Origin of the sequence: Streptomyces sp. HP-A2021 (genome assembly GCF_022807935.1) — a bacterium.
Lineage (GTDB): Bacteria > Actinomycetota > Actinomycetes > Streptomycetales > Streptomycetaceae > Streptomyces > Streptomyces afghaniensis.
Genome location: NZ_CP094344.1, coordinates 2,564,235 through 2,577,725 on the forward strand (window position 1 = coordinate 2,564,235; position 13,491 = coordinate 2,577,725).

10 protein-coding genes are annotated in these 13,491 nt (G+C 72.3%); 3 read left to right on the forward strand and 7 right to left on the reverse strand.

The genetic code is table 11. The annotated features are described in order from the left end of the window. Window positions 1-9 precede the first annotated feature (9 nt). Both MQE23_RS11665 and MQE23_RS11670 read right to left on the reverse strand, forming a co-directional pair. On the reverse strand, window positions 10-2,550 hold the full coding sequence (locus MQE23_RS11665) for a polynucleotide kinase-phosphatase (RefSeq protein WP_020273196.1): 2,541 nt from the start codon (window positions 2,548-2,550) through the stop codon (window positions 10-12). After that, window positions 2,547-4,010 (reverse strand): 3' terminal RNA ribose 2'-O-methyltransferase Hen1, encoded by a 1,464-nt coding sequence (locus tag MQE23_RS11670; RefSeq protein WP_020273197.1) that lies wholly within the window; start codon window positions 4,008-4,010, stop codon window positions 2,547-2,549. The genes MQE23_RS11665 and MQE23_RS11670 overlap by 4 nt, the downstream gene beginning before the upstream one ends. Window positions 4,011-4,171: 161 nt before the next feature. On the opposite strand from MQE23_RS11670, the gene MQE23_RS11675 reads away from it, so the two are divergent. Continuing rightward, window positions 4,172-4,984, forward strand: a complete 813-nt coding sequence (locus MQE23_RS11675) for an SAM-dependent methyltransferase (protein ID WP_020273198.1) — start codon at window positions 4,172-4,174, stop codon at window positions 4,982-4,984. Window positions 4,985-5,065: 81 nt separating this feature from the next. Here MQE23_RS11675 and MQE23_RS11680 read toward each other — a convergent pair whose 3' ends face one another. After that, window positions 5,066-5,989, reverse strand: coding sequence for an LLM class F420-dependent oxidoreductase (locus MQE23_RS11680; RefSeq protein WP_020273199.1), 924 nt, complete (start codon window positions 5,987-5,989; stop codon window positions 5,066-5,068). Between the two features lie 239 nt (window positions 5,990-6,228). On the opposite strand from MQE23_RS11680, the gene MQE23_RS11685 reads away from it, so the two are divergent. Further along, on the forward strand, window positions 6,229-6,399 hold the full coding sequence (locus tag MQE23_RS11685; protein ID WP_020273200.1) for a hypothetical protein: 171 nt from the start codon (window positions 6,229-6,231) through the stop codon (window positions 6,397-6,399). 44 nt (window positions 6,400-6,443) lie between these two features. On the opposite strand, the gene MQE23_RS11690 is transcribed toward MQE23_RS11685, so the two are convergent. From MQE23_RS11690 to MQE23_RS11705, 4 genes are all read right to left on the reverse strand, one after another. After that, window positions 6,444-6,914 carry a DUF6099 family protein gene (locus MQE23_RS11690; protein ID WP_243379109.1) on the reverse strand — a complete coding sequence of 157 codons (471 nt, stop codon included), beginning with the start codon at window positions 6,912-6,914 and terminating at the stop codon, window positions 6,444-6,446. A gap of 176 nt (window positions 6,915-7,090) precedes the next feature. After that, window positions 7,091-7,438, reverse strand: a complete 348-nt coding sequence (locus tag MQE23_RS11695) for a nucleotide pyrophosphohydrolase (protein ID WP_037669716.1) — start codon at window positions 7,436-7,438, stop codon at window positions 7,091-7,093. Beyond that, window positions 7,435-8,592, reverse strand: a complete 1,158-nt coding sequence (locus MQE23_RS11700; protein ID WP_243379110.1) for an ATP-binding protein — start codon at window positions 8,590-8,592, stop codon at window positions 7,435-7,437. The genes MQE23_RS11695 and MQE23_RS11700 overlap by 4 nt, the downstream gene beginning before the upstream one ends. A 121-nt stretch (window positions 8,593-8,713) precedes the next feature. Next, on the reverse strand, window positions 8,714-9,109 hold the full coding sequence (locus MQE23_RS11705; protein WP_020273204.1) for a cell division protein SepF: 396 nt from the start codon (window positions 9,107-9,109) through the stop codon (window positions 8,714-8,716). A gap of 194 nt (window positions 9,110-9,303) precedes the next feature. Here MQE23_RS11705 and MQE23_RS11710 point away from each other — a divergent pair, with 194 nt between their 5' ends. After that, complete coding sequence (locus MQE23_RS11710) at window positions 9,304-13,398, forward strand: bifunctional nitrate reductase/sulfite reductase flavoprotein subunit alpha (protein ID WP_243379111.1); 4,095 nt, start codon at window positions 9,304-9,306, stop codon at window positions 13,396-13,398. Window positions 13,399-13,491: the final 93 nt, after the last annotated feature.

Sequence of the window (13,491 nt, forward strand, 5' to 3'; positions counted from 1 at the left end):
GCAGCCGGCTCACAGACGCGGATCCACCGGCTCCGACTCCAGAGCCAGCACCCCGAACACCGCCTCGTGCACCCGCCACAGCGGCTCGCCCTCGGCCAGCCGGTCCAGGGCCTCCAGACCGAGCGCGTACTCGCGGATCGCCAGGGACCGCTTGTGGTTGAGGAACCGCGAGCGCAGGCGGGCCAGGTTCTCCGGGCGCGTGTACTCGGGGCCGTAGATGATCCGCAGGTACTCGCGGCCGCGGCACTTGATGCCGGGCTGCACCAGGCGGCCCTGACTGTCGCGGACGAGTGCGCCGACCGGCTTGACGACCATGCCCTCGCCGCCGCGGCCGGTCATCTCCAGCCACCAGTCGACACCGGCCCGGACGGACTCGGGATCGCCCGTGTCGACGTAGAGCCGCCGGGTGGTCTGGAGCAGGCCGCTGCCGTCGTGCTCGACGAGCCGGTCGAGCAGGGTGAGCTGCTCGTCGTGCGGGAGTCCGGCGAGGCTGCGGCCCTGGACCGCGAGGATCTGGAACGGTGCCAGGCGGACGCCGTCCAGGCCGTCCGTGGTCCAGCAGTAGCGGCGGTACGCCTCGGTGAACGCGGCGGCGTCGGCGGACCGTTCCCGGGTGCGGGACAGCAGTCCGGTCACGTCGACGCCCCGTGCCGCCGCGCCCTCCAGCGCGGCCAGGGCGCCCGGGAACACCGCGCCGGACGCGGCGCCCACGGCGGCGTACTGCGACCGCAGCAGTCCGGACGCCTTCAGCGACCAGGGCATCAGCTCGGCGTCCAGCAGCAGCCAGTCGGTCTCCAGGTGGTCCCAGAGGCCGGCCTCGCCGATCGCCGTGCGCACCCGGTCGAGGATCTCCTCCGTGAGGGTGTCGTCGTCGAGGAACGGGCGGCCGGTGCGGGTGTAGAGGGACCCGGTGGGTCCGTCGACGCCGAAGCGCTTGCGGGCCGCGTCCGCGTCCCGGCACACCAGGGCCACCGCACGCGAGCCCATGTGCTTCTCCTCGCACACGACCCGGGCGACACCGTCCTGCGCGTACTGGGCGAACGCCTCGGCCGGGTGCTCCAGGTAGCCGTCGACGTGCGAAGTCGCCGTCGGGGCCATCGTCGGCGGGAGGTACGGCAGCAGTCGCGGGTCCACCGCGAAGCGGCTCATGACCTCCAGGGCCGCCGCCGCGTTCTCCTCGCGGATCGAGATCCGGCCCTGGTGCCGGGTCTCCACGACCCTGCGGCCCTGCACGTCCGCCAGGTCCAGCGGGCGGCCGTCCTGCCCGCCGGGTGCCTCGGAGCGCAGCGGCTTCGCCGGCTCGTACCAGACCCGCTCGGCCGGCACGTCGACCAGCTCGCGCTCCGGCCAGCGCAGGGCGGTGAGCTTGCCGCCGAAGACGGCGCCGGTGTCCAGGCAGATGGTGTTGTTGAGCCAGGTGGCCTCCGGGACCGGAGTGTGCCCGTAGACGACGGCCGCCCGGCCCCGGTACTCCTCCGCCCACGGGTAGCGCACCGGCAGGCCGAACTCATCGGTCTCGCCGGTCGTGTCGCCGTACAGGGCGTGGCTGCGGACCCGGCCGGAGGTGCGGCCGTGGTACCTCTCGGGCAGCCCGGCGTGGCAGACGACCAGCCGGCCGCCGTCGAGGACGTAGTGGCTGACCAGGCCGTCGATGAACTCCCGTACCTCGGCGGCGAACTCCTCGCTCTCGCCCGCCATCTGCTCGATGGTCTCGGCGAGGCCGTGGGTGTGCTGGACCTTGCGGCCGCGCAGGTGACGGCCGTACTTGTTCTCGTGGTTGCCGGGCACGCACAGGGCGTTGCCCGACTTCACCATCGCCATCACGCGGCGCAGGACGCCCGGGCTGTCGGGGCCGCGGTCGACCAGGTCGCCGACGAAGACGGCGGTCCGGCCCTCGGGGTGCACCCCGTCCGTGTAGCCCAACTTGCCGAGCAGCGACTCCAGTTCGGCGGAGCAGCCGTGGATGTCGCCGATGATGTCGAAGGGGCCGGTGAGGTGGGCCAGGTCGTTGAAGCGCTTCTCGGTGACGACGGCGGCCTGCTCGACGTCCTCCACACCCCGCAGGACATGCACCTTGCGGAAGCCCTCGCGCTCCAGGTGCCTGAGGGAGCGGCGGAGTTCGCGGATGTGGCGCTGGATGACCCGGCGGGGCATGTCCGCGCGGTCGGTGCGGGCCGCGTTGCGCTCGGCGCACACGTTCTCGGGCACGTCGAGCACGATGGCTATCGGCAGCACGTCGTACCGCCTGGCCAGCTCGACCAGCTGACGGCGCGCCTCGGGCTGCACGCTGGTCGCGTCCACGACGGTGCGGCGGCCCGCGGCCAGGCGCTTGCCCGCGATGTAGTGCAGGACGTCGAAGGCGTCCTTGGTGGCGCCCTGGTCGTTCTCGTCGTCCGAGACGAGACCGCGGCAGAAGTCGGACGAGATGATCTCGGTCGGCTTGAAGTGCCTGCGGGCGAAAGTGGACTTGCCGGAGCCGGAGGCGCCGACGAGGACCACCAGGGAGAGGTCGGTGACGGGCAGGACGCGCCCCTCGCGTACGTCGGTCATGCCGCCTTCGCCTCCTTCGGGGTGGTCAGTGTGAACACGGCCATCTGGGTGGGCGGCCCCACCTCCGGGTCGTCCGGGCCGACGGGTACGAACTCGGCCCCGTAGCCGTGCCGTTCGGCCACCGCCTCCGCCCAGGCCCGGAACTCCGCGCGGGTCCATTCGAAGCGGTGGTCGCCGTGCCGGACGTGGCCGGCCGGGAGGCTCTCCCAGCGCACGTTGTACTCGACGTTCGGGGTCGTCACGAGGACCGTCCGGGGCCGTGCGGCACCGAACACGGCGTACTCCAGGGCGGGCAGCCGGGGCAGGTCGAGGTGCTCGATCACCTCGCTGAGCACGGCGGCGTCGTACCCCTTGAGCCGGTTGTCGGTGTAGGCGAGCGAGCCCTGGAGGAGTTTCACGCGCGCGGCCTGCCGCTCCCCCATGCGGTCCAGCTTCAGCCGCCGGGAGGCGATGGTGAGCGCGCGCATCGACACGTCCAGACCCACGATCTCCGTGAACGCCGGGTCCTTGAGCAGCGCCTGCACCAACTGGCCCTGGCCGCAGCCGAGATCGAGCACCCGGGCGGCCCCGGACGCCTTGAGCGCGGCGGTGATCGCCTCCCGGCGCTGCACGGCCAGCGGGGTCGGCCGCTCCTCGGTCTCGGTCTCCGCCTCGACCGCGTTGTCGATCTCCTCGACCGCGCTGTCGTCCGCCTCCGCCAGCCGCACCAGCTCCAGCCGCTCCGTCGCCTGGCGGGTCAGCGACCAGCGGCGCGAGAGGTAGCGGCTGGTGATCAGCTTCTGCTCCGGGTGGCCGGGCAGCCAGCCCTCGCCGGCACGCAGCAGCTTGTCGACCTCGTCGGAGGAGACCCAGTAGTGCTTGGCGTCGTCCAGGACCGGGAGCAGGACGTAGAGGTGGCGCAGGGCCTCGGCGAGGGTGCGGTCCGCGGACTCCAGTTCGAGCCGGACGTAGCGCGAGTCGCCCCACTGCGGGAACTCGGTGTCCAGCGGCACGGGCTCGGCGGTGACCGTCCAGCCCAGCGGCTCGAAGAGCTTTCGTACCAGCGCGGGTCCGCCGCGGGCGGGCAGCGCCGGCACCTCGATGCGCAACGGCCTGGGCTCGGCGGGCAGTTCGGGCCGGGCGTTGCAGACGCCCTTCATCGCGCTGGAGAACACGGCGCTCAGCGCCACGGCGAGGAGGGAGGAGGCGGCGTACGGGCGGTCGTTGACGTACTGCGCGAGTGCCGCGTCCGGGGCGCCGCCCCGGCCCTTGCCCTTGCCGCGCCGGACCAGGGCCACCGCGTCGACCTCCAGCAGCAGCGCCGCCGTGCAGCGCTCGGCGTCCGCCTCGGGGTAGAGGACGTGGGCCGTGCCGTAGGAGGTGGAGAACGTCTGCGCCTTCTCGGGATGCTTGTGCAGCAGAAAGCCGAGATCGGTGGCGGGGCGCTCCGGGGTGCCGGTGGTCGTGATGGTCAGAAACACGGTGGGTCGACCTTTGATCAGTGGTCTGAACTGCGGATACGTCCACCGTACAGAGCGGGCCCCGGCGGCACCCGGGAATTTTCGCTAGCCTCACGATCGACCGGGCGTTCGAGGGGGATTCAGGAAGAGCGCCCACGCACGCGGAGATGCGGAGGCCTCACGTGACAGACGCCGGGACCAGCGGGGGACAGATCGACACCGGCAAACCCCACTCGGCACGCATGTACGACTACTACCTGGGCGGGAAGGACAACTACCCGGTCGACGCAGAGGCCGCCGAGCAGGTGATATCCCTCTTCCCCGCCACCAGGGAATTGGCGCTGACCAACCGCCTGTTCATGCACCGCGCCTCCCGGCTGCTGGCCGAGCGGGGCGTCCGGCAGTTCCTCGACATCGGCACCGGCATTCCCACCGAGCCGAACCTCCACCAGATCGTCCAAGGGGTCGCCCCGGAGGCCCGGGTGGTGTACGCGGACAACGATCCGATCGTCCTCCGGCACGCCCAGGCGCTGCTGCACAGCACACGGGAAGGCAAGACCGCCTACGTCCACGGCGACGTGCGGGAACCGGGAAAGATCATCGCGGCGGCACGGGAGACCCTCGATTTCAGCCGGCCGATCGCGCTGTCCCTCGTGGCCCTGCTGCACCTGGTGGCGGACGAGGACGAGCCCGCCCGGATCGTCCGCGAGCTTCTCGAACCCCTGCCGTCCGGAAGCTACTTGACGCTCTCCCACGCCACGGGCGACTTCGACCCGGAGACCTGGGAGCGGGTCGTCGAGGTCTACCGGAAGGGCGGGACGGCGGCGCAGGTGCGCACGCGCGACGAGTTCTCGGCGTTCTTCACGGGCCTTGAGCTGGTGGAGCCGGGGGTGGTGCTGGCCGCTCGGTGGCATCCCGAGCTCGGTGAACAGCACGGAGGCGGCGACGAGGGCGAGGAGATGCCCCTCTATGTGGGGGTCGCCCGAAAGCCGTGACGGCGGCGCAAGCCGTGACGGACGGCTGTCCGGCGGATCGCGCGGTCCGTCACGGCTTGCCCTCACCGGGCATTACCGGCCTTACGACAGCTGGGACTGCACCTGCGAGGAGATCAGCTCCAGGTGGTCGAGGTCGTCCAGGTCGAGGATCTGGAGGTAGATGCGGCTCGCGCCGATCTCGGCGTAGCGGCCGATCTTGTCGACGACCTCGGCCGGGGTGCCCGCCAGGCCGTTGAGCCTCAGCTCGTCGGGCTGACGGCCGATCGCCTCGGCCCGGCGGGCGACCTCCTGGTCGTCCCGGCCGACGCAGACGACGAGGGCGTTGGAGTAGACGAGATCGTCACCGCTGCGGCCGGCCTCCTGGGCGGCGGCACGGACCCGGCCGAACTGGCGCTCGCTGTCCTCGATCGAGGCGAAGGGGATGTTGAACTCGTCGGCGTACTTCGCGGCCAGCCGCGGGGTGCGGGTGGCGCCGTGGCCGCCGACGAGCACGGGGATCTTCTCCTGTGCGGGCTTGGGCAGCGCGGGAGAGTCCGTGAGGTCGTAGTAGGTGCCGTGGAAGTCGTAGGTCTTGCCGAGATCCGTCGACCACAGGCCGGTGACGATCTCCAGCTGTTCCTCGAGGCGGGCGAACTTCTCCTTGGGGAACGGGATGCCGTAGGCCTTGTGCTCCTCCTCGAACCAGCCCGCGCCGAGGCCGAGTTCGACCCGGCCGCCGGACATCTGGTCGACCTGCGCGACCTGGATGGCGAGCACGCCGGGGAGCCGGAAGGTGCCGGCGGTCATCAGGGTGCCGAGCCGGATGCGCTTGGTCTCGCGGGCGAGTCCGGCCAGTGTGATCCAGGCGTCGGTGGGGCCGGGCAGGCCGTCCACGGAACCCATGCGGAGATAGTGGTCGGAACGGAAAAATGCGTCGAATCCGAGCTCCTCCGTGGCCTTGGCCACGGTGAGCAGAGTGTCGTAGGTGGCCCCCTGCTGGGGCTCGGTGAAGATGCGAAGATCCATGCTTCCATCCTGCACGCCGGGCCGTGGGGCGACGAGATCGGACCCCCGTGCCGCCCGGTCCCCGGTCGGGTGAAATTACGTCAATACCGCGGGTCCCGCGTGACCGGGCCAGTGACCGGCCCCGTTGGTGATCGTTGGCTCGGGCGGAGCCGGAGCCCCCGGCTTCCGCACCGGCCGGTGAGCGCCGGGGCGTCACCCGCGTCGGCCTCCCCGGGGGGCCAGGGGCCGAGGAGGCCGTCATGTCCGAAGAGACCGTGCCGCAGCAGGGGACCGGGCAGCCGAAAGGGCTGTTGCAGCAGATGGAGGAGCTGATGGCGGCGTTGAACGCGGACCTGTCGGCGCTGGACGCGGATCTGCAGGCGGCGGGGGACGCCGACCGGAGGTCGGGCGAGGAGGAGCAGGTCGGCTGAGGTCCGCTCCGGCGGGGCCGGCCGCGGCCGGCCTTCGGCAGCCGCTACCCCGCCTCCCTCTCCGGTAACGCCTGTTCCCGGTCCGCGAGTCTGCGGAGCATCTCCAGGACGCGGTCCCGGGACTCGTCCGCCGCGTCGATGGCCTCCATGCACTGCCAGTACGTGCCCTCGTCGTCCGCGGCGCAGGCGAGGCCCACGAGGGCTATGCCGACCTCGCCGAGGAGGCCGCCGAGACACATCAGGGTGTGGCGGGCGTCGCCCAACTCGGTGAGCTGGCCCGCCCGCAGCTCACCGGGGGCCAGTTCGGGCGGGTCGAGGACACCGCAGCCACGGCCCGCCAGCTCCGTCAACCCCAGCGCCTCGCCGCGCAGTTCGGGCGGGCCTGCGACCGCGAGGCGGCTTCCTATCGCCTGCGCGAGGGCCTGCGCCTGCCACACTTCGGCCAGGATCCCCGGCACGTCGCCGCCCGCGGCCAGGGACCTCCTGCTCGTCACGATGAGCCGCACCGCGTCCATGCGCTGCCCCCGTCCTGTCCGACGCGCTCCGCGCGTCCGTCCGCCCGAACTCCCTTGCTCACTACCCAGAGTGAAGGGGAGTGAGACGAAAAGCCAGAGGAAGACGGAAATCTGCGGACAACAATTCGGATTCGGGCCGCATTTTGATTACGCAGTGTACAAGTGGACTGTGCGGCTCACTGGAGTGGGCCGTCCGACTCCTGGACCGGGAACCTCCGTTCGTTCCGGTCGATCTTCGCGTCCAGTGCGGCCAGCGGGTCGATGCCGAGCACCTCGCACAGCTGGAGCAGATACGCGAGCACGTCGGCGACCTCGTCCGTGACCCGGTGCGCGGTGTCCGGGTCGGTCATGACGCGGGCCGACTCCTCGGGCGTCAGCCACTGGAAGATCTCGACCAGTTCGGACGCCTCCACGCTGAGCGCGGCGACGAGGTTCTTGGGGGTGTGGTAGGGCTGCCAGTTCCGCGCGGCCGCGAACTCGGCCAGGCGGCGTTGCAGTCTCGCCACGTCGAGAGGTTCTGTCACGGCTTCAGGTGTACCACCGTGACCCCGTCGGTCCCGGCGGCCCACGACGCGTCGCTCACCGCGCCGACGAGCCGGATGTGGCCGCGTTCGCACATCCGGGCCGCGAGCCGCAGCAGTTCGCTCCGCTGCCCGGGGTCGAGGCTCCGGTCGAGGCCGTCGGCGAGGACGGTGAGCGTCTGGAGGGCGGCGGGCACCTCGCCGGCCGGGTCCAGATCGAGCACACCCGGCCCGGTGAGCAGGACCAGTGCGAGCGCGACGTATCTCAACTCCCCCTCGCCCAGCCGGCCGAGTTCCGTCCGGATGCCGTCACCCCGGTCGAGCACCGCCCGCACCGTACCGTCCGCCGGCAGCTCGGCGAGGACGTCCGCCACCGGCCCGGCGCAGCCGGCCCGTACCGCCGCGACGAACTGCGTGTGCCGGTGTCCGCACTCGGCATGGGTGCGCAACAGGACGTCGGCGAGGTTGCCGCAGTGGCGGAGCAGCCGGGCGGAGCCGGCCGGTACGGGGCCGCGCATCCGGCCGGGGTCGGGGTCGCAGGCGAAGGCGGAGCGCAGGGCGACGACCATCTGCTCGGCGGCGGCCAGCACCCTGCGCTGCCCGGATGTCCGGCCGGCCACGCGCAGCGGCAGCAGGGCGGTGCCGAGCCGGTCGTCCGGCAGCGGGCCACGGGTCACCGGCGTCGGCCCGGCCGTGTGCCACGCGGCCTGCACGGAGCGCTTCCCGGGGTCGCGCAGGGCGGTCTCCAGCAGGACCAGTCCGCCGGCCGTCAACCGCTCGCCCACGACACGCAGATGAGGCTCGGCCTGCACGGCGACATCGAGCCGGACCGGGCCGGCGGGCCCGTCGGCCGTGCAGCCGATGCGGAAGCCGCGGCGCTGCTGCGCGTCGGGCCGGGCCCGCTCCGGTACACAGGCGACGGGGTCCGGGAATGCCTCGCCGAGCGCGGCGCCTCCCCCGAGCCGGGCGAGCGCCTCGTACGCCCGCAGGGCGCTGGACTTGCCGCAGCCGCTGGGACCGGCGAGGAGGGTGAGCGGCCCGAGCGGGAGTGCGGCGCGGCGGTGGCCGGCGAAGGCGGACAGCCGCAGTTCGGTGATGCGCGGGCGCACGAGTGAGGTGCAAGGAGTGAGGGGCGCGGCAGCGGGGGGCTGGGTCATGTCCGGACCGTAGGACTCCGCTCACGGGACGAACCGTTCCGTCTCCCGGGGCTTCCCACGAACGGGCGACCCGGCCCCCGGAGGACGTCACACACCGGCCGACGTCCCACCCCAGGCGACGTCACACCCCGGGAACCCCGACCCCCTCCATCAGGCCCGTCACCTCGGTCCCCGCCGGCGTGAGCAGGAACACGTTGCGGTCCACCCGGTGCATTCCGCTCGCCAGGCCGAAGACGACACCGGTGCTGAAGTCGAGGACGCGCTTGGCGACCTCCGTCTCCGCTCCGGTCAGGTCGAGCAGCACCGGCACACCCGCCATCAGGGTCTCGGCGACGTCACGGGCGTCCGCGAAGACGTTCACCCGCAACACGACGAAGCGGCGTCGCGCCTCCGTCTCGGCCTCGGGTATGGACCGGTGGCCGACGGAGGACGGCCAGGCGTCCCGGCCCCGCAGCGGCACGACCTGGGCGAGCCCCTCCCACTGTTCGTCGGTGACATCGTGGCTGTTCACCGGCATGCTCCGTCCTGGCTCGCGCTGGCTGTCTCCATCGGCCAATTCTTGCGCACGGTCACCCGTTCGGCCCAACTGCGACACGCTCCGCCACCTCGATGCACCTCACAGCGGCCGGAAGGCGGCTGTGTGACGGGCGTAACTCCTCGTGATCAAGCAATGTGACACCTGCGTAACGGGACATTCGTACCGTCTACGGCATGACCACGACCCCCCGGCCGCAGCAGGAGACGGAAGCGGTGCGCACCGTCTGCTCGTACTGCGGTGTGGGCTGCGGTCTCGTGCTCGATGTCGGCATGGGGCCGGACGGGCGGCGTACGGTCCTGAAGGCGTCCGGCGACAAGGCGCACCCGGCGAACGCGGGCCGGCTGTGCACCAAGGGCGCGACCACGGCCGACCTGCTCGCCGCGCCAGGGCGGCTCACCACCGCGCTGGTCCGGGACGACCGGGGCGAGGAGCCGGTGCCCTCGCCCGTCGCCGACGCGATCGCCGAGACCGCCGCGCGGCTGCGGGCGATCATCGACACGCACGGGCCGGACGCCGTCGCCTTCTATGTGTCCGGGCAGATGAGCCTGGAGGCGCAGTACCTCGCGAACAAACTGGCCAAGGGGTTCGTGCGGACGAACGCGATCGAGTCGAACTCGCGGCTGTGCATGGCCAGCGCGGGCACCGGCTACAAGCTGTCGCTGGGCGCGGACGGGCCGCCCGGCTCGTACGAGGACTTCGACCAGGCGGACGTCTTCCTCGTCATCGGCTCGAACATGGCCGACTGCCATCCGATCCTCTTCCTGCGGATGATGGAGCGGGTCAAGGCGGGCGCCAGGCTGATCGTCGTCGATCCGCGGCGGACCGCCACCGCCGCCAAGGCCGATCTGTTCCTCCAGGTCCGGCCGGGGACCGACCTCGCGCTGCTGAACGGCCTGCTGCACCTGCTGCACGCGGACGGGCACACCGACCCGGAGTTCGTCGCGGCTCACACCGAGGGCTGGGAGGACCTGCCCGGGTTCCTCGCCGACTACAGCCCGGCTGCGGTCGCGGAGATCACCGGACTCGCCGAGGAAGACATCCGCCGGGCCGCCCGGCTGATCGGCGAGGCCGGCAAGCAGTGGATGAGCTGCTGGACCATGGGCCTGAACCAGTCCACGCACGGCACCTGGAACACCAACGCCCTGGTCAACCTGCATCTGGCGACGGGCGCGATCTGCCGTCCGGGCGCCGGGCCGTTCTCCCTCACCGGGCAGCCCAACGCCATGGGCGGCCGCGAGATGGGCTACATGGGCCCGGGGCTGCCGGGGCAGCGGTCGGTGCTCGTAGCGGAGGAGCGGGCGTTCACCGAGGACGTGTGGGAGCTGCCGCCGGGGACCCTGCGGGCCGACGGGGTCGGGCAGGGCACCGTCGAGATGTTCCGGAAGATGGCCGACGGGGAGATCAAGGCCTGCTGGATCATCTGCACCAACCCCGTCGCCTCGGTCGCCAACCGTCGCACGGTCATCGAGGGCCTGGAGGCCGCCGAGTTCGTCGTCACGCAGGACGTGTTCACGGACACCGAGACGAACGCCTACGCCGACGTCGTCCTGCCCGGCGCGATGTGGACCGAGGCGGAGGGCGTCTTCGTCAACAGCGAGCGCAACCTCACGCTGACCCGGGCCGCCGCGGATCCGCCCGGGGAGGCGATGGCCGACTGGCGGATCATCGCGGAGGTCGCGTGCGCGATGGGGTACGAAGAGGGGTTCTCGTACGACAGCGCCGAGCAGGTCTTCGAGGAGATCCGGCGGTTCCACAACCCGAAGACGCAGTGGGATCTGCGGGGTGTCTCCTACGAACGGCTGCGGCGGACGCCCGTGCAGTGGCCGGCCGCGCGGGAGGACGGGCCCGAGCGCAATCCCGTCCGGTACGTGGGTGACGACGGGCTGCGCTTCCCGACAGCGAGCGGTCGTGCCGTCTTCTTCGCCCGGCCGCATCTGCCCGCCGCCGAGATGCCTGACGACGACTACCCCTTCGTGCTCAACACCGGGCGGGTGCAGCACCAGTGGCACACGCTCACCAAGACCGGGAAGGTCGCCAAGCTCAACAAGCTGAACCCCGGACCCTTCGTGGAGCTCCATCCGTGGGACGCGGACGCGCTCGGGGTCGCGGAGGGCGACCTGGTCGAGGTCGCCTCGCGGCGCGGGCGGGCCGTGCTGCCGGCGGTGGTGACGGACCGGGTGCGGCCGGGCTGCTGTTTCGCGCCCTTCCACTGGAACGACCTGTTCGGCGAATACCTGAGCATCAACGCGGTGACGAGCGACGCGGTCGATCCGCTGTCGTTCCAGCCGGAGTTCAAGGTGTGCGCGGTGTCGCTGGCGAAGGTGGCCACGCCCGTGCGAGAGGCGTCCGCGCACGAGGCGGCGGGCGCGGTACGCGAGGAACCGGCCGGGGCCCTGACGCCGACGACCGTCACCCCCGCCGGGACCGACCCGTTCGGCCTCCAGCCCTCCCCTCCCCCGGTCCTGTCCGCGCAGGAACGCCAGTACCTCACCGGCTTCCTCGCCGGGCTCGGCTCGGGCGCCCCCGGCGTTCCGGTGCTCCCGCCCGACGCGCCCTTCACCCCCGAGCACGCCCTGTGGGTCAACGGCGTCCTCGCCGGCATGTACTCGCGCTCGGCGCCACCGTCCGCCCCCGCGAGGGAGCCGGCCGGCCGTGAGGTCGTGGTGCTGTGGGCCTCGCAGACGGGGAACGCCGAGGAGTTCGCCACCGCCACGGCCGAGCGGCTGACCGCGACCGGGCACCGTACGACCCTCGTCGGCATGGACGAGGCCGACGTCACCGCGCTCGCCCGCACGGCGGACCTGCTCTTCATCACCAGCACCTTCGGGGACGGTGACGCGCCCGACAACGGAACCGGCCTGTGGGACACGCTCGCCGGCGAAGAGGCTCCGCGGCTGGAGGGGGTGCGGTACGCCGTGCTGGCCTTCGGCGACTCCTCGTACGACGACTTCTGCGGGCACGGGCGCCGGCTGGACGCGCGCCTCGACGAGCTGGGCGGGGTGCGGCTGGCCCCGCGTACGGACTGCGAGCCGGACTACGGGACCTCCGCCGGGGCGTGGCTCGACCAGGTGCTCTCGGCGCTGGGCGGTCCGGCCGCCGCTCCGGCCGACTCCCCGGCCTCGCCGCCGGAACCGAAGCCGAAGCCGAAACCGAAGCCCGCCGCCACGATCGCCCGGCTGGTCGGCAACCGGCTGCTCAGCCGGCCCGGAGCGGGCAAGGAGGTCCGGCGGTTCACCTTCGACACCAGCGGGACGGACCTGGCGTACGAGGCCGGGGACGCGCTCGGCGTGCGGCCGGTCAACGCGCCGGACCTCGTGGCGGAGTGGCTTGCGGTGACCGGGCTGGACGCCGGGGCGGCCGTCGAGGTGGCCGGGGTGGGCGAGGTGCCGTTCGCCGAGGCGCTGGGCCGGCACCTCGACATCACGAAGATCACCCCGGACCTGCTGCGGTTCGTCGCCGAACGCGCCCGGGACAAGCACGAGTTGCGCAGGCTGCTGCGGCCCGACAACAAGGACGGGCTGGCGCAGTGGTGCTGGGGGCGGCAGGCCGTGGACGTGATCGCGGAGTACGCGGTGCGGGCGGGCGCCGAGGAGTGGACGGGGGTGCTGCGCAAGCTCCAGCCGCGGCTGTACTCCATATCGTCCAGCCCGCTGGTCGATCCGCACCAGGTGTCGCTGACGGTGTCCGTGGTGCGGTACGAGAACCTGCAGGGGCGTCCGCGCGGCGGGGTGTGCTCGCCGTTCCTCGCCGACGCCGGGTCGGACACCGAGGTGCCGGTGTTCGTGCAGCGCTCGCCGCACTTCCGGCCCCCGGCCGACGCGTCGACGCCGATGGTCATGGTCGGCCCCGGCACGGGCGTCGCGCCGTTCGTCGGTTTCCTGCAGGAGCGGCGGGCCCTCGGGCACCGGGCCCCCAACTGGCTGTTCTTCGGCGAGCAGCACCGCGCGACGGACTTCTACTACGAGGACGAGCTGACGGCTCTGCTCGACGAGGGCACCCTCACCCGTCTGGACACCGCCTTCTCCCGCGACCAGCGCAACAAGGTGTACGTGCAGGACCGGATGCGCGAGCACGGGCCGGAGCTGTGGCACTGGCTGTGCGAGGGCGCCCGCTTCTACGTCTGCGGCGACGCCTCCCGCATGGCCAAGGACGTGGACCGGGCCCTGCGGGACATCGCGGTGGCACACGGCGGGCTGAGCGAGGCGGAGGCCGCCGCGTACGTGAAGCAACTCGCGGCGGACAAGCGGTACGTACGGGACGTGTACTGAGCGGGCGTCGGGTCCTTACTCGCCTCACACCCGCCTCTTCACCGCCGTCCGGGCCGCGCTCACCGGCGGCGATTAGCGTCCTGCGGCGTGTAC

What these genes read in the sequence shown, in the direction of transcription:
- MQE23_RS11665 (WP_020273196.1), bottom strand. Translation starts at nt 2,550, where the DNA reads ATGACCGACGTACGCGAGGGGCGCGTCCTGCCCGTCACCGACCTCTCC.
- MQE23_RS11680 (WP_020273199.1), bottom strand. Translation starts at nt 5,989, where the DNA reads ATGGATCTTCGCATCTTCACCGAGCCCCAGCAGGGGGCCACCTACGAC.
- MQE23_RS11685 (WP_020273200.1), top strand. Translation starts at nt 6,229, where the DNA reads ATGTCCGAAGAGACCGTGCCGCAGCAGGGGACCGGGCAGCCGAAAGGG.
- MQE23_RS11690 (WP_243379109.1), bottom strand. Translation starts at nt 6,914, where the DNA reads ATGGACGCGGTGCGGCTCATCGTGACGAGCAGGAGGTCCCTGGCCGCG.
- MQE23_RS11700 (WP_243379110.1), bottom strand. Translation starts at nt 8,592, where the DNA reads ATGACCCAGCCCCCCGCTGCCGCGCCCCTCACTCCTTGCACCTCACTC.
- MQE23_RS11705 (WP_020273204.1), bottom strand. Translation starts at nt 9,109, where the DNA reads ATGCCGGTGAACAGCCACGATGTCACCGACGAACAGTGGGAGGGGCTC.
- MQE23_RS11710 (WP_243379111.1), top strand. Translation starts at nt 9,304, where the DNA reads ATGACCACGACCCCCCGGCCGCAGCAGGAGACGGAAGCGGTGCGCACC.